Origin of the sequence: Tumidithrix elongata BACA0141 (genome assembly GCF_036349135.1) — a bacterium.
Taxonomy (GTDB): Bacteria; Cyanobacteriota; Cyanobacteriia; order Pseudanabaenales; family Pseudanabaenaceae; genus Tumidithrix; species Tumidithrix elongata.
The window spans coordinates 83963-103435 of the sequence record NZ_JAZBJZ010000004.1 but is presented as its reverse complement, the minus strand read 5'-3'; the positions used below and the strand labels follow the sequence as shown (position 1 = coordinate 103435).

General features: G+C 48.8%; 13 protein-coding genes. 10 read left to right on the top strand and 3 right to left on the bottom strand.

Going from position 1 to position 19473, the window contains the following annotated elements; all coding sequences use genetic code 11:
- Positions 1-235 precede the first annotated feature (235 nt).
- The 3 genes from V2H45_RS02150 to crtA all read left to right on the top strand — a co-directional run bounded on the left by V2H45_RS02150 (position 236) and on the right by crtA (position 5294).
- Complete coding sequence (locus V2H45_RS02150; protein ID WP_330481963.1) at positions 236-1117, top strand: sulfonate ABC transporter substrate-binding protein; 882 nt, start codon at positions 236-238, stop codon at positions 1115-1117.
- A gap of 162 nt (positions 1118-1279) precedes the next feature.
- The gene (locus V2H45_RS02145; RefSeq protein ID WP_330481962.1) at positions 1280-4456 is read left to right on the top strand and encodes a VIT domain-containing protein; all 3177 of its coding nucleotides are present in this window, start codon (positions 1280-1282) and stop codon (positions 4454-4456) included.
- A gap of 4 nt (positions 4457-4460) precedes the next feature.
- Positions 4461-5294, top strand: coding sequence for a cyanoexosortase A (crtA, locus tag V2H45_RS02140; protein WP_330481961.1), 834 nt, complete (start codon positions 4461-4463; stop codon positions 5292-5294).
- A 38-nt stretch (positions 5295-5332) separates the two neighbouring features.
- Here crtA and V2H45_RS02135 read toward each other — a convergent pair whose 3' ends face one another.
- Positions 5333-6925: a SpoIID/LytB domain-containing protein gene (locus V2H45_RS02135; RefSeq protein ID WP_330481960.1), complete on the bottom strand. Its 1593-nt coding sequence runs from the start codon at positions 6923-6925 to the stop codon at positions 5333-5335.
- A 215-nt stretch (positions 6926-7140) separates the two neighbouring features.
- Positions 7141-7932: a precorrin-4 C(11)-methyltransferase gene (gene cobM, locus V2H45_RS02130; RefSeq protein ID WP_330481959.1), complete on the bottom strand. Its 792-nt coding sequence runs from the start codon at positions 7930-7932 to the stop codon at positions 7141-7143.
- A 389-nt stretch (positions 7933-8321) separates the two neighbouring features.
- Here cobM and V2H45_RS02125 point away from each other — a divergent pair, with 389 nt between their 5' ends.
- From V2H45_RS02125 to ruvC, 7 genes are all read left to right on the top strand, one after another.
- Positions 8322-8834: an FKBP-type peptidyl-prolyl cis-trans isomerase gene (locus tag V2H45_RS02125; protein WP_330481958.1), complete on the top strand. Its 513-nt coding sequence runs from the start codon at positions 8322-8324 to the stop codon at positions 8832-8834.
- 133 nt (positions 8835-8967) lie between these two features.
- The gene (locus tag V2H45_RS02120; RefSeq protein WP_330481957.1) at positions 8968-10137 is read left to right on the top strand and encodes a VWA domain-containing protein; all 1170 of its coding nucleotides are present in this window, start codon (positions 8968-8970) and stop codon (positions 10135-10137) included.
- Positions 10113-12308 carry an SWIM zinc finger family protein gene (locus tag V2H45_RS02115; RefSeq protein ID WP_330481956.1) on the top strand — a complete coding sequence of 732 codons (2196 nt, stop codon included), beginning with the start codon at positions 10113-10115 and terminating at the stop codon, positions 12306-12308. Before V2H45_RS02120 ends, V2H45_RS02115 begins: the two co-directional genes overlap by 25 nt.
- 41 nt (positions 12309-12349) lie before the next feature.
- Positions 12350-16291 carry a DUF4132 domain-containing protein gene (locus tag V2H45_RS02110; protein ID WP_330481955.1) on the top strand — a complete coding sequence of 1314 codons (3942 nt, stop codon included), beginning with the start codon at positions 12350-12352 and terminating at the stop codon, positions 16289-16291.
- An 80-nt stretch (positions 16292-16371) separates the two neighbouring features.
- Positions 16372-16965 (top strand): dCTP deaminase, encoded by a 594-nt coding sequence (gene dcd / locus V2H45_RS02105; RefSeq protein ID WP_330481954.1) that lies wholly within the window; start codon positions 16372-16374, stop codon positions 16963-16965.
- 176 nt (positions 16966-17141) lie between these two features.
- The gene (gene crtD / locus V2H45_RS02100; RefSeq protein ID WP_330481953.1) at positions 17142-18620 is read left to right on the top strand and encodes a C-3',4' desaturase CrtD; all 1479 of its coding nucleotides are present in this window, start codon (positions 17142-17144) and stop codon (positions 18618-18620) included.
- Complete coding sequence (gene ruvC, locus V2H45_RS02095) at positions 18620-19105, top strand: crossover junction endodeoxyribonuclease RuvC (protein WP_330481952.1); 486 nt, start codon at positions 18620-18622, stop codon at positions 19103-19105. The genes crtD and ruvC overlap by 1 nt, the downstream gene beginning before the upstream one ends.
- Positions 19106-19127: 22 nt before the next feature.
- Here ruvC and V2H45_RS02090 read toward each other — a convergent pair whose 3' ends face one another.
- On the bottom strand, positions 19128-19415 hold the full coding sequence (locus V2H45_RS02090) for a hypothetical protein (RefSeq protein ID WP_330481951.1): 288 nt from the start codon (positions 19413-19415) through the stop codon (positions 19128-19130).
- Positions 19416-19473 lie beyond the last annotated feature (58 nt).

Genomic DNA, 19473 nt, shown 5'->3' with positions numbered 1-19473 from the left:
CTTTTTATTTTCGTTTTTCGTCTCTGACTGATTTTTAGAGGTGCCCTTAAACAGCAAGCGGAGATTCAATCGCCGTATATTTTTAATCGCATCCAGCTTGACGACCTTGGGAACAATTGTGGGTTGCGCCCCAAACCAAGGAACTTCTACGGACACGAAAAGTTCCTCGCCAGTAGCCAGTTCTAATTCTGGTACTTCTTCTAATGCTTCTCCTAGTTCCTCTAGCTCACCGCAGTTGAAGAAAGTTCGGATCGGCTATCAAAAATTCAACACACTGAACATTCTCAAATCGCGGGGTGAGTTAGAGAAAGCGTTAAAACCCTTAGGCATCACCGTGGAATGGAATGAGTTTGCTGCGGGCCCACAGCTTTTAGAGGCACTCAATGTCGGCAGTATTGATTTTGGTCATGCCGCTGATACACCGCCCATCGTGGCGCAAGCGGCGGGTACGCCTTTGGTCTATGTTGCCCATGAGCCGCCTTATCCCAAAGGTTTAGCGGTAGTCGTCCGCAAAGATTCGCCCATTCAAAGCGTAAAAGACTTAAAAGGGAAAAAGATCGCGATCGGGAAAGGATGGAATGTTTTCAATTTGCTACTTGCGGCTTTAGAAAAAGAGGGATTATCTCTGGCGGATATCGAACCTGTATTTGTCTCTACGGCTGCTGACGCTCAAGCGGCATTTCAGCAAGGAAGCGTGGATGTGTTTGGCATTTGGGATCCTTTCTATGCCGTGGTGGAACGAAAACTTGAGATCAGAACTCTGATTGATGGTTCCGAAATTGTGAACAACCCCACCTTTTATTTGGCATCTCGTACCTTTGCCGAGCAGCAACCCAAGCTAGTCAAAACGATTTTGCAAGAGGTTCAGAAAATCGACGATTGGGCAAATACCAATCCTCGCGAAGTGGCTGAGTTTTTGGCTCCTCAACTGAAGGTGGAAGTCGAAGATCTAGAGCGAGCCACCAAGCGTCGGGAGTATGGAGTTCGTCCGATTACCGAAAAAGCGATCGCCGATCAACAGCAAATTGCCGATCGCTTCTTTCGGTTAAAGTTGATTCCCAAAGCGATCTCCATTAAAGAATCAGTGGTTCAAACCAACTTTGTTGAAAAGGGATAATCGGGGATAGGTTCTAGGGAGGCTAGGCTCCCCCACTCAAAGTTCAGGCATCAAGTTCAGGCATATTTATTTGGGTGTGGCTTGAATATCCTGAACTTTGCTGTATTGAAGATTGTGGTTGGGTTGCATAGACTGAGAGCATCGCTTTCAGTAAGGTAGCCCATGACCACAGTTAAGCAAAGAGAGAGCACAAACCATCAGTCCTTTTGTTTAAATTTAGACTGTCAACATCCAGAGAATCCGATCGCAGCGGATATTTGTGAGAGTTGTGGTTCGCCCCTAGTCATTCATGGGGACAAAAGTACTACTGGGAATTTTTATCGAGCGATTCGAGTCATCGGTCGGGGTGGATTTGGCAGAACCTTACTAGCGATCGTAGCATCGCGCGAATCTCAGCCCTACTGCGTGATTAAGCAGTTCTTCCCCGAACAAAAAGGGAACCAAGCCAAAGCATCAGAACTCTTTCGCCAAGAAGCGCAACGGCTCCAAACCCTTGGCGATCACGCCCAAATTCCCAAGCTAATAGACTACTTTGAATATCAAGCGGTCTCTGGCAAGCCCAGCGATCGCTTTTTGGTGCAGGAGTTTATCGACGGTCGTAACCTTGCCCAAGAACTTACCGCAGAGGGGGCTTTTAATGAAGCCAAGATCTGGCAATTGTTAAACGAGTTGTTACCGCTTTTGACATTTATCCATAGCCACAAGGTCATTCATCGCGACATCAAACCCGAAAATATCATTCGTCGCCGCTATCCACTCACCGAAGGCAGTGAAGATTTAGTCTTAGTGGATTTTGGCTCGGCAAAGCATGCTTCAGAAACCAAATTGAGCAAAACTGGAACTACAATCGGCTCCGCTGCGTACTCCGCACCAGAGCAGGTTTTGGGTAAAGCAATTTTTGCCAGCGATATCTACAGTTTGGGCGTTACCTGCATTCACCTCCTCACGGCAATTTCCCCCTTCGATCTATTTGATAGCAGAGAACATACTTGGATCTGGCGACAATATCTCCAACGCATTCAAGCCCAAAATCGCCTTCCGCAAAAGGATCCGCAATCGCAAAAAACGGATGCCTATCACAAGAGCACATTAAAGCATGCCTTTAGCGAACATCTGGGACAGGTTCTAGACAAAATGCTGGCAAGTGGGACAAATCAGCGGTTCCCATCGGCAAAACTAGCCATGGCTGCCCTCAATGCGCCACCACAGCCAGAGGTTTTACTCAAACTCCAGCGCAGCTTTAAAAAAAAATGGGTGGTGGCAGCGACCCTGTTACTACTAGGGTGCGTCGGCGTGCGTTATATGATGTCTCCGATCGCGCAAAATGTTTCAAGATCGCAGCCATTCGTTCAGCAATCAGGAGCTTCCGAGCATCAAGATTCACGGAATTTCGGTGGTTTGTATGGCACAACTGCCGAGAGTAAGCAGGGATTTCCCTTGCAACACACGGAAGTGATGGCAAAGGTTTCTGGTAATGTATCGCGGGTAGAAGTCGTCCAAACCTTCACCAATCCCTATAAACAGCCACTGGAGGCTACCTATGTATTTCCGCTGCCTGATGATGCCGCTGTGGACGATATGGAAATCAAAGTCGGCGATCGGATCATTCGCGGATTGATTAAAAAGCGGGAAGAAGCCAAAAAGATCTACGAGCAAGCCAAGCATGAGGGCAAGACGGCTGGACTCCTAGAACAGGAACGAGACAATATCTTTACGCAGTCAGTGGCAAACATTAAACCGGGCGAGAAGATCGAGGTCACAATTCGATATACCGAAAGTCTAAAATTTGAGAAGGGAAATTATCAATTCGTGTTCCCAATGGTGATTGGCCCTCGCTATATTCCTGGGGATGACAAAGAAACCAAACCCACAGTTGAGGCTAAAGATAGTGGGGGGAAAGCCAAAGTGGTTGCCGATGCAGCCAAAATCACCCCCTCGACGTTACCTCCCGACACGAGAACTGGGCAAGACATTGGCGTGACAGTGGAAATTGAAGCGGGAGTTCCGATCGCGCAGGTACAATCGACTTCCCATCAAATCCATACAACCCAAGACGGACGAATTTTACGGGTGACCCTAGATCGCCAAGATACGATTCCCAATAAAGATTTGGTGATTAACTATCAAGTCTCGGGTAACGACACGCAGGATACCCTGCTTGCCCAAACGGACGAACGCGGCGGACATTTTGCTGCCTATTTAATTCCTGCGGTGGACTATCAGAGCGATCGGATCGTGCCCAAAGATGTCGTGTTTCTGATGGATACTTCGGGATCGCAGGCAGGAGCGCCGATCGTGCAGTCCCAAGAACTAATGCGTCACTTTATCAAGGGACTCAACCCCAACGATACTTTTACGATTATCGACTTTGCCAATACCTCCACGAGTTTATCGACCCAACCCTTAGAGAATACCCCACAAAATCGCGATCGCGCGATCGCCTATATCGACAGACTGAGCGCGAATGGTGGCTCGGAACTGATGAATGGGATCAACACCGTTCTCAATTTCCCTCCAGCCAAGGATGGTAGATTGCGTAGTGTTGTGCTATTGACAGATGGCTTAATTGGCAATGACGAACAGGTGATTGGAGAAGTCAGTCGGCGATTACCTGTAGGGAATCGTCTCTATGGATTTGGCGTGGGAACCTCGGTAAATCGATTTTTGATCGAACGAGTTGCCGAACTCGGACGAGGTAAGGCAAGGATGGTACGTCCCGATGAGGCGGCTCAACCTGTGGTCGAGAAGTTTCTCACGCAGATCAATAACCCCATTCTTACAAATATTGAAGTCAAGTGGGAAGGTACGGGTGCGCCACCAGAAATCTATCCCGCCCAGCCTACCGATCTGTTTGCCAATCAACCCCTAGTGGTCTATGGGCGCAAAGGCGATCGCACCTCGGGGACTTTACGAATTCGTGGCATCGCCGCTGGGGGGAAACTCTATGAAAAAGCGATCCCAGTCAACTTTGCGAATGGTGGAAATCCTGCGATCGCGCAACTCTGGGGACGCGCTCGCATTCACGAGTTGATGAATCAAATGTATAACCGAGAAACCAACTCTGGCATTGAGGCAGTGACAAAAACGGCTTTAGACTATCGGCTGCTATCAAAATATACGGCATTTGTGGCTGTATCTGATGATATGCGTGTCGATCCCTCCTTGGGTGTAGAGAAAGTAGAAGTTCCCGTACAAATGCAGCAGGGAACGGGTAATACCCAAGTGCCAGAGCCCGGGCAGATCTTTGGCAGTCTAGCGGCTCTGTTACTTTTAGGCGGCGCGTTGTCTCACAAACGGGCTAAGCATTTGCGTCGCTCCCTACAGCGTAAGAATGCATAATTCTATGGAGAGAAAATCGAAATTTGGGTCAAATCAGTTTCTGTTGGTGGCGATCGCGAGTATGCTCGTGGCACTGCATCTCCATTTGGTATGGCATAGCGAAAATACTGACCTCATGGGTTCTAGCATTCTCTATTGGGCAGCAGTCGGTTATTTGGTTTGGGAACGCCGCAAGGATTATATCCATGCAGAAAGCGATTTGGTCTCGACAGGGGTGGGGGCTTTGGCGATCGCGTTTGTGCTATACAGAAGCTTATCTTTGGTGGGAAACGATCTGTTTTTGCGACTTTTCCCTGCGATCGCCGCGATCGGTTTAAGTCTGCTTTTTTCTGGCTTCAACCGTTTGGGACAACATTCCAGAGAACTCTTTCTATTATTTTTATTTGCGATTCCTCCGGGCTTGCTCTCTCTATTTGTAAAGCTTTCGCCCCTGACGGCTCAATTCGCCACATTTGTATTGTGGTGTCTTGGCTTTGACGTGACGCGACAGGGTGTGTTTATCTCGCTTCCTACAGGGAGCATCGAAGTGTATGCTGGCTGCTCGGGCACAGCCTTAATCCTTCAGATTGTTGGGCTGGCTGCAATTTTTCTGATGCTATTCCCCACAAAACTGTATCAAAAGGTCTTGGTGTCTGGTGTGGCTGTGACTTTGGCATTCTGCGTGAATGGTTTGCGGGTGGCTCTCATGACCCTGTTGGTGGCAATGAACCAGAAAGAATTGTTTGATTACTGGCATCTAGGCGACGGTTCGCTCATCTTTTCTACCGTCGCGGTTTTGCTGTTTGGTCTATTTTGCTTTTCTTTTGTAGATCGAATGGAATCAAGCAATTCACTGTGAGCATAGTAAGCCTAAGCGGATGCTGATTTAGGGGGAAGTTAGCGTTTATCCTGCCAAAATTCAGATTTGACGACCTGAAGTTGCGTGCCCGTATAGTAGAAGCTGAGAATGCGATCGTAGGGCCATCCCATTCTTGCAAGGCGATAGGAACCGGTTTGGCTCATGCCCACACCATGTCCTAGACCGCCGCCAATAAAGGAGTAACCCTTGATTACCTTTGCTGCTTTTGGGTCAGGATTGGAATTCTCTTCGTAGATCGGTTGGATATAAAACAGGAGGCTATCGGGTGGCTCAAATGCATCCATGATTTCGTCTTTTCTCACCTTAATTTTACCTGTATCCGTTTCTACTTCCATTTCTTGCACCCGCCCCGAAGCAGCCCGTTCGGTAATTTGAATTTGTTTGATTTGGTTAAATCTGGTTTGCGCGTCGCCAGAGAGCCTTAAAAAATTTTGTAAGGTTCCTTTGATCTCATCCAACGTCCCATCCTTTTTCCAACGGAAGGTATGCCAACCCGCTTCATTGAAGCCTTCTTTTCTTGCGATAAAGGTACGGAAGTTCTTTTCATTCGATAGATTGGTGTCAAAGGAAAGATTGACGGCATCAACGATAGACTTGAGATAGGGTCTGGGTTTGCCATCCCAGATATCGTTGTAATCGGCAGTGACACCGCCAGTTGTGGAGGAATATAAAGCATCGACAACGCGATTGTTAAAGGTGAGAACGCGACTGCGCGTGTCCGCGATCGCACGATCGGCTACTTCACTGGTTCCCTCTAAGCCCTGATAAACTTGGCATTGGGTCGTGGCGCAGAGATCGTAGTCATCGACGACAAAGCGATGGCGGCTGGCAAGAATGTAAGTCCGCGCCAGCACTGCTTGGGCTTGCACGGCGGGATAGGGCGCATCATAGCCAATTTCATGGGGCACAACCCCGCGCAGATAGGTTTCTAGGGGGACGTTATTGACGAGGGTATAGCTGTGATGGGCATTGGGCTGAAGCCGCAATGTGCCCGCATAGGGGCGATTGTTCACCTCAATAATGCCACGCCCGCTACTGATATCGAGCCGATCGCGGTTGTAACGAAAATTCCCCACGACCCAAGAAGCGATCGCCTTTTGAGAGAGGGTTTTGCGCTCTATTTGCACCAGATCGTTGCCCTGAATGCGCAGGCTAAAGAGCAGGAGTTGGCGCAGCAGCGAGGAATCGTAAATATCCCGTTTTGCCCAGACTTGCCAACGCTTGGGTTGGGCGATCTCGGTGGCTATGCCCTTTTCTTGCCAATGAAACGCACTGGCTGCGGCATTCTCGAAACTGCGATGGTTGCTGAGCACGATCCGTTCTTCCACGATCGGTGGTGCTAGCGGTTGCGCGTTAATCTCAAGCACGACTTCTGAAGTTGTCACCGTTTGGGTGGTTTCGCCAGACTTGAAACTCAGGGTGAGGGTATCGCCAGAGGGGGCTTTAATCGTAATCCGATCTTGAGGATTTGCCCCAAATCGCTGCACAATGCCCACGCGCATAATTGGATTATCATCCTGCTCTGCTCTAAGGCTTTCTCCCCCTGACAAGCTGATGATACAGAATATGCCAATTACAGTTTTACTAAAGATACTGATGTTCTTGTTCATAATTCCTCATCATAGAATCGACATGTCTCAGCAAGGATAGGGCACGCAGAATATAAGCTGGATGGGAGCAAAAAAGCAAGGCTCTATTCCTAACGTTTATAGCAAGCCTAAAGGATTTGTGCGTAGGGGCAATTCATGAATTGCCTCTACAGGTGTACACAGAAAATAGATAAAAAGCCTACCTTAAACTGGCTCATAGGACGATGCCCAATCAATTAAGATTTGCTCGACTCGCGAAACAGGCGATCGTAAGTCGGGTGGTAAAGGCGCGATCGCGCCGTACCGAGTTTTTCTAGTCTGGTTTGGGCTTCGCCTAAGGCGGGGCTAATAATATAAAGCGTTGTGCGGATCAGATCTTGGTTGCGGGTGGCAGAAGCCATTTCATGCAGGGGCACGAGCAAAATTTTCTCATCTGTCCATCCCAACCGATAGCAAATTGCCACCGTTGTCTCGGAGGGATAGTGGGCTAATAGTTTGGCTTGGGCATCTTCAACATGACGGGCGCTGAGGTAGAGACAGAGAGAGGCTTGATGGGCTGCCAAACTCGATAATTCTTCGCGATCGGGGACTTTGGTGCGCCCACTAATGCGCGTGAGGATAATGGTCTGCACCAACTCAGGCACGGTCAACTCTACCTGTAGTCTGGCGGCTGCGAGTTGAAAAGCACTCACCCCAGGGATAATCTCAAATGGAACCTCGGCAGCATTCAAAGCCATAATTTGCTCGTGAATCGCCCCATATAGGCTCGGATCGCCATCATGCAACCGCACGACTAATTGATGCGATCGCGCCCTGGCGATCGTAAAGTCTAAAATTTCTTCTAAGGTCATGCTGGCAGTGGCAACCAACTCAGCATCAGGACGACATACCTCTAGCATCTGCTCGGGCACGAGCGAACTGGCATAGATCACCACATCAGCCTGTACCAAAATATTGCGCCCCTTGACGGTAATTAAATCGGGATCGCCAGGGCCAGCACCAATAATATAGACAGGTTTGATAGACATTTGCTCGTTAGGTTTATCCCGATTTTATATGGTGGCGATCTAATGAAATGCCTACCGAAATGTTAGTATGCCATTAGCTCAAAGCCACTGGCATTCTAACAGCCTCAAGCGGATGTTCTGGGTTCTATCCCATGAATCCTACAAATCGATCTAGCAATCGGGCATGATTCATAGCAATTTTTCTCTGCCTAGGACTGTGGGAGCAATTCATGAATTGCGCCTACATACCAATCCACTAGGATTGCTAAATCAATTTCACTTGAGTTTTTGACAGATCGGGATTTGAGTTCCGCGCAGCGCGTGGTCTTTCAAAAAAACGCGATGCCTTTTTTAAAAATGGTTCAAATTGCGTACGTTAAACCTAGTTGATTGAGTTGGAGATACCCCCCTTGAAAGGAATTTTAATCAGCTTTGCGATTGTTGCGATCGCTGTTGTCGTCTTGGTCGTCGCACAAATTGTCGGTGGGCAATCGGCAGTCAATGCTTCTGAACTTACCCCTGCAACCATAACTAATAACCCTACTACGGAAATTGCTCAAATGACATCTTCAAATGATGCGGAAATCGTTACGACAGAATCTGGTCTAAAGTACCAAGAAATTAAAGTTGGCACTGGGGCACTTCCCAAAAAAGGCCAAAAAGTGAACGTGCATTACATTGGCACGCTAGAGAATGGCACAAAATTTGATAGCTCCCGCGATCGCAATAGTCCTTTCTCTTTTCAACTTGGCGTCGGTCAAGTCATCAAGGGATGGGATGAAGGTCTTTCCACCATGAGAGTGGGCGGTCGTCGCATTCTGACGATTCCCCCTGAGTTGGGCTATGGTGCGCGTGGTGCAGGTGGCGTCATTCCCCCCAATGCTACCTTGATCTTTGATGTAGAATTGCTCAGCCTTTCTTAGTCAAATTTTTAGGTTCGAGTTTTTAGATTCGAGCGATGAGGGGCACATAGATTATGTGCCCCTTTATGCGTAAAGCGGGTATCTTCGCTGAGGGCGATCGCCTCGAGTAGGTTCATCCATTATTTTAGGTTCTATGAGCGATCGCGCCGATTCTCCAAAATCTAACCCTAAAAATTTAATGCGGTGGCGCCATATCTTGGGGCGGTTTGCGCAGGACAAACTGCAATGCCCGATGGAAGGGCGCGATGCCCGTATTGAAGCGGCGCTCGACTATCTCTATGGTAGAGAATATCAAGGTCGGGGGATGCGGGGAAAAGAGGGGAAAGGGAACAGCACAGAAAAGCAACCAGGTTCCCTCGATCCGAGTCAGCTCAACGTTCCCAGTTGGATTGCGGAAGTACGCGAACTTTTCCCCAAGGAAACCGTAGAGATTGTGGAGAAACACGCCCTCGATCGCTATGGCATGACCGAACTCGTCACCGATCCGCAGGTGCTAGAAAAGCTAGAGCCAAATATCAGCCTGCTCAAAACCATTCTCACCTTTCGCGGCATGATGCAGGGAGAGGTGTTACAGGTGGCGCGTCGCATCGTTCGCGAGGTGGTCGAAGAAATTAAGCAACGCTTGGCAAGCGAAGTACGGCAGGTGCTCGTAGGAAAGCTGAATCGCGCTCAACATAGCCCGCTCAAGGTCGCCCAAAATCTGGACTGGCGGGGGACAATTCGCCAAAATCTCAAGCATTACGACCCAGAACGCCAGCGACTGATTATCCAAAATGTGCGTTTTTTTGCGCGAACGGAAAGACGGGTGCCTTGGCAGGTGATTCTCTGTATCGACCAAAGCGGCAGTATGGCAGACTCGGTGATTCATAGCGCCGTAATGGCGGGGATTTTGGCAGGCTTGCCGCTGTTGCGCGTCAGCTTGGTGGTGTTTGATACGGCTGTAGTCGATCTTTCGGAATATGTCGATGACCCCGTAGAGATTTTGATGAGCGTACAATTAGGCGGTGGCACGGATATCGGACAGGCGATCGCTTATTGTGAGGGACTGATTGAAAATCCTAATCGCACCGTACTCATCCTAGTCAGCGACTTTGCCGAGGGAGCCTCGCCCATGAAACTTCTCAGTGCTTGTCGCAGGCTAAAAGAATCTAGCGTGACGCTATTGGGTCTGGCTTCCCTAGACGAATCCGCGAATCCCTATTACGATCGCCAAATGGCAGAACGTCTTGCCGAAACTGGCATGGAAATCGCCGCATTAACGCCCAAGAGGTTAGCAGAGTGGTTAGCGAAAGTCATCTCTTAAAACAGCTCCAGCAAAAGCTTTTACAGTTTGACGACAGTGCTTTAGAAGCGATCGCCAACAAAGGTCTACTGCGCCGTGCCAAAAAAGACTTACAACAGGGTGAAGTTCCCGTCCTTGCTTCAGAAACGCCGACAGCAATTAAAATGCGGGTTGCCGATGCCGAGGTGACGATGCCAGAGCAGGGCATTGCCAAAGCCAGTTGCACCTGTCCTGCCGTGGATGTCTGTCGCCATATTTTGATCGCGAGTTTATGGCTGGCTGAGACAGCGAGATCCGATGCAACGAAATCTACTGAGAACTCAGAAGCAGGATCGGAATGGGATTCTGTTGGAACGCCAGATCGAACTAATGAGAATCTTCCCAATCCTCAAAGCAAATCAGAGGAACTGCTAGGTTATCGCCATGAGGATCTGGTGAAATGGGCGGGTAGAAAAACAGTCCAAGCGGCGAGAGAACTCCTAGTGAGCGATTCCCCAATTGAGATCGAAGAAGCAGTTCCAATTTCGATTCGCCTCCATCGCCAGAATGTGGTCTGTCGCTATTTCCCCAGCATGGGGCTGGAAGGTATGGTCTGTTCCTGTAAATCGCGGCAGGTCTGTCGGCATTTGGTGGCAGCGGTTTTGGGCTATCAGCAATCTCACGGCATCGCGATCGCCACTTCCGACACGAGCAGCACTTCCTTACAAGCAGCTAGCGGTTCTCCACGCAGTCGATCGCAGGTTTTAGCCGCAGCCATGCAACTTCTGAGAGAATGCGTGAACGTCGGTCTGTGTCATCTGTCTGAGGCGATTCAACAGCGGTTTACGACCTTGGCAGTTTCGGCTACGGGGGTGAATTTGCCCAGATTGTCGCTGATGTTGCGGAGTATCGCCGATGAGTTGCAACTGAGTCGCGATCGCGATGTCAAGGCTGATGAAACTCGCCTCTTCTTAACCGCTGCCCGTACCTATGCCCTATGCGAAGCGCTTTTGAATGCCTTTTCGCAAAAACAGGAACCGAGAGCCGATCTGATTGGCTGGCATCGCACCCAATATGAAGAAGTCGGAACGCTCGATCTGGCGGGTATGGGAGCCTATGATTGGGTCACCAAATCTGGCTATGCGGGACTGACGGTTTTATTTTGGGATTTAGCGGCGAAACAGTGGTGCTGCTGGTCTGAGGCAAGACCGACTTTTCAGGGTACGGGCTTTAATCCACAAGTGCGATACAGGCAACCGAGTGCATGGGAAGGATTATCCACGCCCGAGCAGGCTTCGCAAACGCAATTTAAGTTGATGGCAGCAAAGCGAAATCGCCTAAACCGCTTATCCTCTTCTAGCAAAACCCGTGCAATCGGAATTGCGGCGGTTGACCCCACCCAGATTGATTTTGCCGATCGCCTTTTTCATTCGTGGTCGGCTTTACGCAGCTATGCTGCCACTACGGTGCGATCGGGGCTAAGCGAATACGATCTGCTACGCGAAATGGTCGTGATTCGTCCTAGGGCTTGGGGTGAGAAGGGTTTCGATGAAATGGAGCAGATGTTTACTTGGCTAGTTGCCGATGAGGATGGACAGTTGTTGCCGTTGCAGGTGAGATTTCGGGCTGGAGAAGAGCAGCGGATTCAATATTTGGAAGCGTTGGAGCCAGAACAGATGGGCGTATGGGGTATTGTGGGGCAGCTTGCGATCGCGAGATCGGGGCTATCGCTCTATCCCATTTCTTTGCTCTTTTCTTTACCCAGTGGCGCTCCGTCGCAGGCGAGTTCCCATCAGCCTGTGGTTAATCTGAGCTTTGCCTTAGCCACTAAGCATGGCAGCAGTTCAGCTCAAAGTGTCCAGCATGAGAATGCGATCGCAACAGCGGCGGAATTTGAAGAAATTGAAGATCGCCTAGAAATCCCTCCAACCTCTATACCACTGAGTCGATTAGAGCAAAGGCTGGAACATTTGACAGCGGAAATTCAAGGTATGGCGGAACAGGGGAGCAGTCGGATGACCGAAGCGATCGCCAATCAATGGCAGTTGGAGGCAAATTTGTTTGAGTCCGTGGGGCTAAAATCTCTGGCAGATTGTTTAAACGGCTTGGCGCGAGAACCGCAGAGTCGGGCTGGCTATATATTGCGGCTGCGGTACTTGTGCTTGCTTTGCCAAGAGGTTACAGTCAAAGAATATTTGATGCGATCGCGATAGTTACTGGGTATATTCACAGTTGAAATAGAAGCAGGCTCAATATGACGCAATTTAATAATCCCCTTGGTTTATCCGAGCAAATCATAGACCTACTTTTGGAAGACATTAAGCGATTTGAGATCGTATTGAATGATGAAGAGATGCGCGATCGCTTAGTTCAATATGTGCTAGATGGCAGCGACGAACAGGTTTTGCAAGACTTGCCCACAGCAATCAATGCGGCGCTATCAGCCCTTCAATCTCAGCAGGCGCAACCTCACCAAGCCCTATTATCTCTGCTGCAACCTCACGATTTCCACAGCAAGTTTCAAGAACAGTGGCAAAAGTCGGTCAAGGCAAGATCCAAATTTTGGGAAAACCCAACGATTCAAGAGGCTCCTTTCTATTTTCGTTTGGCTCAAGTCTATAAACTCCCGTTTAATCACATTTACAATGTTTTCAATCCCTATGGCAACGCTCCAATCGATTGGCTGACTGCTTTCCTGCAAGCGATCGCTGGGAATGAAATGTACCACAATCCAGATCTTGGTAAGGATAAGCTCAATGTCAGTGCCAAAACAATTGCAGAGATGCTCGTTATAGCAGAAGAGAAGCCCGACAGATTGGCTCGTATTGCTTATTTGGCAGCCCCTGATGATTATCAAGCTAAAAATTTATCGCAGATCGCTTGTGCTTTAAAGGATTTCTCGGAATATTCGCTCCAGCACCTCGATGTCATCCATGAAGCGCTCTCGCATACAAACTCCAAACAGAAAATCTTGGCTTTAGAGATTATCAAGGATCGCCAAATTCCGATCGCTAGTTTTGTCGAAGCGATCGCGTCTCTCGCTGTCAGTTCCGCAAAATCCGTAAGAACTTTAGCTGAGTTAATTATCCAAAAGAATCTTGAGGTTGCGATTCCTAGCTTAGAAAACCTTGCCACCAAAGGCAAAGCAGACGAGCGGTTTTATGCGGTTAAATTATTGGGAACTCAAGCGCAGAATCATGATTTCTTGAAGGAACGCCTCAACCTTGAGAAAGCAGAGAAGGTAAAAGATGCGATCGCCGAAATTCTCGAAGCACCTGCCCCCGTTGAAACGCCTAGCTCTGAACCTTCATTCCCTCCCTTGCCAGAAATCAATCGAGAAGCTCCATTACCTGAAAGCGTCAAAATTAGGCTAGAGGAACTCATGCATCAAGCCTATCAAGCTTCTGAAACCCACTACCAGAGGAATAAAGCCCAGCAAAGCTGGCTAAAACCACCACAATCGTTAAAATCCAGCCAAATAGACAGCTTCGTTGACATGCTTCAACGTGGATTGGGTAAAGATTGCAGGAACAATTCCAAAATTATGCAGGGAAACTGGTTGATCGATTCCCACCAGCAATTTATTAAGGCTTTTTTAGAGACTCCCGACCTCGAACTCATCCATGTCGTACGATTTTTGCTGGTGATGGGACAAATTAATTATATAGAGCGCAGCGATCGCAGTACATATAATCCTGGTGCTCTCAATTCTTGGGCGATTGGGTATCTATCAGACTATCAAAAAGCAAAGGGGATTCAGTTCGGTTTGCGAGATTTAGCGGCTGTATTTAAGGCTTTAGAGATGGATGAAAATAGCATTGGCTTGACATTTCTAGATCCCTACCAAGGTAAAGGGTTAATCGACCGATTTGATTGGGTTCAAGATTCGCTCTATCCATATTTCCAAGAGAGGTTGAGTAGTCTCGAAGAAATCCTAAAACCTCAGCCCACTTCAAAATCGACCTATCATTACGGCAAAAACTTCCAACGACAAACTGTATTACAGATTTTAGAGAAGTTCCCAGAAGCTCCGCCTAATCTGAGACCGATCTTATGGGAGATTGCGCTAGGTAATTCTAAGTCGGAAAAGCCTCTTGCCCAGCGTTGTCTAGAGAATTTATCCGATACGCCTGAGAAAGTAATGAAGGCATTAAGCGATCGCAGTGCCGAAATTCGCATTGCCGCCGCCGATTGGATGAGTCGTTTGGCAATTCCCAATGCCATTGATGTCATTAAAGCAGCGCTCAAGACCGAGAAAAGCGAACTCGTTAAAGACGCTCTGATCCGAAGTCTCGAAAAGCTCGGTGCATCCGTAGAAGAGTTTCTCGATCGCGCAGGTTTACAAGCCGAGGCAAAAGCTGGACTCAAAAAAGGAATTCCAGATGCCCTAGCATGGTTCCCTTTTGACAATTTACCTGTCGTGCGTTGGGAAGACAGCAACGCGCCCGTAGATCGCGAGATTCTTACTTGGTTTATTCTCCAAGCCTACAAACAAAAAACTGCCGAACCCAGCCCTTTGGTAAATCGCTATGTTTCTTATTTCAAGAAAAGCGATCGCGAAGATCTAGGCAAGTTCGTTCTCCAAGCTTGGATCGGACAGGATACGATTCCCAAATATACCTATCAAGAGGCTGACGACTTGGCAAAGCCTCAGACCGCTTCAATGTGGTCTTACCATCAGCAGTTTCTCAGTCGCACGCCCGACACCGAAGAGAAAATCTATCAACAACTCCTACAACAGTATCAAAGCTACAAACAATATACTGCCGAACAAGCAGAAACCTATGCGCGGCAAACGGCGGCTTATCAGTGGCAACAGCGATTAAACACCCTAACCATCACCGAAGAACAGTTGCATCGCACCCATGTCAATCAATTTCTCGGTCAACTCAAAGGCAGTGCGATTAAAGAAAAAGGCGTACTGGCGATGGTTGCGTCCTGTGGGGGTGCATCCGTAATTCCCTTCGTCAGCAACTATCTACAGACCTATTACGGCAGGCGTGCAGCGCAATGTATGGCTTTACTGCAAATGCTGGTTTGGGTAGAGGACTTTAGCGCAATTCAACTACTGCTCTCGGTGGCAAAACGATTCCGCACCAAGAGCATTCAAGAAGAAGCGCAGAAATGCGTGGAAATCCTTGCCGATCGCAAAGGATGGTCAACCGACGAACTCGGCGATCGCACGATTCCCACCTTGGGATTTGATGAAAAAGCCGAACTAGTCCTAGAGTATGGCGATTCCAGTCAGGATGCATCCTGCCGCAAATTCACAGCCAAACTAGATCGAGATTTTAGCTTTGTGCTTTACAACCCCGAAGGCAAGGCAATCAAATCGCTGCCCGACCCCCGCAAAGACGAGGATGCCGAAGCTGTTAAGGAAGCTAAGAAATTGCTCTCGGATGCCAAGAAACAACTGAAATCTTTACTCACACTCCAAAAAGAACGCTTGTACGAAGCCATGTGCACGCAGCGATCGTGGCAATTCCGCGATTGGGATTTATTCCTCAACAAACATCCTGTGATCTCTCGCTATTGCCAAACCCTAGTCTGGTCTGTCTATAAAGGGAATGAGATTGATGGCGAGGCGATCTCGCAAACCTTCCGCCCCTTAGAGGATGGCACGCTCACCGATGTCGAAGACAATGCCGTCACAATTCCCCCTGAAGCTACGATCCGCCTCGCCCATGCCAGTCTCTTAGATCGCGAACTCTCTGGATCGTGGCAAACCCATTTTGCCGATTACGAAGTCGTTCCCCTATTTTCCCAATTTGGGCAAGACACCTATATCCTGCCTGAGGAGAAAGCCCAAACCACGGAGATCTCTGACTTTGAGGGATATATGGTGGAGACATTCCAAATTCGCGGCAAGGCAACTAAGTTAGGCTATACCAGAGGGCAATCCCAAGATGGTGGCTGGTTCTACGATTATCGTAAATCCTTCGCAGGTCTAAAATTAGAAGCGGCGATTCAATTTACAGGTAACTTTTTACCCGAAGAGAACAGATCCGCCGCTTTAGAGAAGCTCTCTTTCCAAAGACTCGAAGAAAATACGCAAGACTATTACTATCGCCAACCCGCACTGCCCCTGAGCGAAATTCCCCCCGTTCTGCTCAGCGAGGTCTGGAACGATCTAAAAGCGATCGCTGCTCAAGGCATAGGCTACGATCCCGACTGGCAAAAGAAATCCGCCTATTAAATCGTGCGATTAAATCCTGATGAGCAAATAATGTTACGGTAAAGTTGACTGGCTCTAGATATTTTCAATAAAAACGCGCAATGATTAAAAACGACTCTTGGATTATCCAAATGGCAGAAAAAGGCATGATTGTGCCTTTTGAGCCCAGCTTAATTCGCCAAATACAGGTAGATGACCAGTCCCGTCGCGTGATTAGCTATGGTTTGTCTTCCTATGGCTACGATATTCGACTGTCCGCGAACGATTTTCAGGTATTTCGCCATATCCCAGGTACGGTAGTCGATCCCAAAAATTTTAACCCTGCGAATTTGGAGCGATCGCAGCTTCATACTGACAGTAGTGGGAGTTATTTTATTTTGCCCGCCCATTCCTACGGCTTAGGTGTAGCCTTAGAGCGCTTAGAAGTACCTGATAATGTTTCGGTAATCTGCATAGGTAAATCTACTTACGCTAGAATCGGCTTGATTGCAAATCTCACCCCTGCGGAGGCTGGCTGGCGCGGACATTTAACCTTAGAATTTTCTAACTCATCGAGTGCTGACTGCCGCATTTATGCGAATGAAGGCGTCGTACAATTGTTGTTCTTTGAAGGCGAACCCTGTGCGGTCAGCTATGAAACGCGCCGAGGTAAATATCAAGATCAACAGGAAATGGTTACACTGGCTAAAGTGTAAGCAGGTTTTTATAAGATAAATTTCCGACCATTCATCATGCTACCTGTGAACTTACCAACCGAACTTACCCCCTTTAATTCCCCCTTGGTAAGGGGGAAGATAAGAAATCTTGTTCTCTCCCCTTACCAAGGGGAGGGCTAGGGTGGGGTAAATTTTAAATCAATCATGCCTTAACTATGGCAAAGCAAAAGCGCGTAATTGTGATTGGGGCTGGTATTGGGGGGCTCACCGCAGGGGCGTTATTGGCGCACCGAGGGTATGAAGTTCAAATCTTTGACCAAGCGATCGCACCCGGGGGCTGTGCTTCCACGTTTAAACGGCGCGGCTTTACCTTTGATGTGGGGGCAACGCAAGTTGCAGGTTTGGAAGCAGGGGGGATTCACCATCGCATTTTTACCGAGTTAGGCATCGAAATTCCCGCCGCGACCTACTGCGATCCTGCCTGTGCTGTGTATTTGCCCAATGAAAGCGAACCGATTAATATCTGGCGCGATCCGCAAAAATGGAAAGCAGAACGGCAGCGACAGTTCCCCCATAGCGAACCCTTTTGGCAGTTCCTCAACGATCTGTTTCAGCCCAGTTGGCGGTTTCAGTCTCGCGAGCCAGTTTTGCCACCCCGCAGTTTGTGGGATCTCTGGCAATTAATCAAAGCCGTTCGCCTCGATACGCTGCCCACGATGCCCTATACCTTTTCCACGGTCGGCGATGCCCTGAGAGGATTTGGTTTGGCAAGCGATCGCCGCCTGCGGACATTTCTAGATTTGCAGCTAAAACTCTATTCGCAAGTCAATGCCGAAGAAACGGCATTGCTCTATGCCGCCACCTCTATGGCGGTATCGCAAGCCCCCTTAGGCTTGTTCCATTTAAAAGGGAGCATGCAGGTTCTCTCCGATCGCTTAGTCGAAGCTTTAGAACGGAAGGGGGGCAAGTTATTCATGCAGCATTCTGTGGAAGCGATCGAGCCCAAACAGCCGCCCCAAGTAAAAGTGACGAATCGACGTACTGGCGATACTTGGTGGGAACCCGCCGATTGTGTGGTGGCAAATGTCACCGTGCAGAATTTGGTGAAACTTTTGGGGAGTCAAGCTCCCACTGGATATCGAAACAGAGTGGAAAACCTAAAACCTGCGTCGGGTGCTTTTGTGGTCTATTTAGGTGTCGATCGCGCTGCCATTCCCGAGTGTTGTCCACCCCATCTACAGTTTCTCGATGACTATGAGAGTTCGCGCTCTCTGTTTGTCTCTGTGAGTCAAGAGGGAGATGGACGCGCACCCGAAGGCAAAGCCACAATAATTGCCTCGGAGTTTACCGATGCCAAGGCTTGGTGGGAATGCGAAGATTATGAGGCACTGAAACAGCAGTTTACCGATCGCGCGATCGCGCAGCTAGGCAAATACTTCGATCTCGAGGGCACAATTCTGCATGTGGAAGCAGGTACACCTCGCACTTTTGCCCGTTATACGGCGAGGGAGCAAGGCTTTGTGGGTGGGATTGGTATGCGCGTTTCCACCTTTGGCCCTTTTGGGTTTGCCAATCGCACGCCGATTCAGAATGTCTGGTTGGTGGGAGATAGCACCCACCCCGGCGAAGGAACCGCAGGCGTGAGTTATTCCGCGCTGACAGTGGTGCGACAAATTCAGCAGGCAGATCGATAATGCGAATTATGGGCATCGATCCGGGCATTGCCACGTTGGGATTCGGCATACTTGAGGCAGAGAAAGATACGGTACCGAAGTTATTGGAATTTGGCGTGATCCAAACGCCGAAAAATACACCGATGGGCGATCGCCTCAAAACCATCTATGACGATATGCATACCCTGCTGACGGAATGGCAACCCCAAATCGTAGGCATGGAAAAGCTCTTCTTTTATCGCATGGGAAATTTGATTAGCGTGGCACAAGCCAGAGGTGTGGTTCTGCTCACCCTTTCCCAACATGGCATTCAACCTGAGGAATTTTCGCCGCCCCAGATCAAGCAAGCTCTGACGGGCTATGGTAGAGCCGACAAAGCCGAAGTCCAAGAAGCAGTGGCTCGGGAACTCAATCTCGAAAAGATTCCCAAACCCGATGATGCTGCCGATGCGATCGCGGTGGCTTACACCTGCTATCTCTTCAATACCCTGGGGAATTTTGGATAGGTGAACTGCTACGATCGCAATTTCAATTGCCCTGCAAACCGCGATAGTTGGTGTTTGATTGACCTGTTGCCGCCACACTGGCTAACGCTTCGCGCAGGCGATCGGTGAATTTCAGATCGCTCCAATCGTCATCCGCCCACCATAGACCTACCGCCGCCATGAATTGAGTCACCCGATCCTCTCCCTCTCGGACGGTTATCAAAAAATAGCAATCGTCATTGCGCTGATCGTAACTGTCGAACGTAGCAGTCCAAGAACTCGAAGAGTTGATGGATATGGGCTCATGGAATTGCGGAAACTCAAACGCCATCGAACCTCCAATCCTGCTCAAGGGAATTACTCGAAAATATTATAGATAAATTCCAACG

What these genes read in the sequence shown, in the direction of transcription:
- V2H45_RS02110 (WP_330481955.1), top strand. Translation starts at nt 12,350, where the DNA reads ATGACGCAATTTAATAATCCCCTTGGTTTATCCGAGCAAATCATAGAC.
- V2H45_RS02120 (WP_330481957.1), top strand. Translation starts at nt 8,968, where the DNA reads ATGAGCGATCGCGCCGATTCTCCAAAATCTAACCCTAAAAATTTAATG.
- crtA (WP_330481961.1), top strand. Translation starts at nt 4,461, where the DNA reads ATGGAGAGAAAATCGAAATTTGGGTCAAATCAGTTTCTGTTGGTGGCG.
- V2H45_RS02145 (WP_330481962.1), top strand. Translation starts at nt 1,280, where the DNA reads ATGACCACAGTTAAGCAAAGAGAGAGCACAAACCATCAGTCCTTTTGT.
- ruvC (WP_330481952.1), top strand. Translation starts at nt 18,620, where the DNA reads ATGCGAATTATGGGCATCGATCCGGGCATTGCCACGTTGGGATTCGGC.
- cobM (WP_330481959.1), bottom strand. Translation starts at nt 7,932, where the DNA reads ATGTCTATCAAACCTGTCTATATTATTGGTGCTGGCCCTGGCGATCCC.
- dcd (WP_330481954.1), top strand. Translation starts at nt 16,372, where the DNA reads ATGATTAAAAACGACTCTTGGATTATCCAAATGGCAGAAAAAGGCATG.
- V2H45_RS02135 (WP_330481960.1), bottom strand. Translation starts at nt 6,925, where the DNA reads ATGAACAAGAACATCAGTATCTTTAGTAAAACTGTAATTGGCATATTC.
- V2H45_RS02090 (WP_330481951.1), bottom strand. Translation starts at nt 19,415, where the DNA reads ATGGCGTTTGAGTTTCCGCAATTCCATGAGCCCATATCCATCAACTCT.
- crtD (WP_330481953.1), top strand. Translation starts at nt 17,142, where the DNA reads ATGGCAAAGCAAAAGCGCGTAATTGTGATTGGGGCTGGTATTGGGGGG.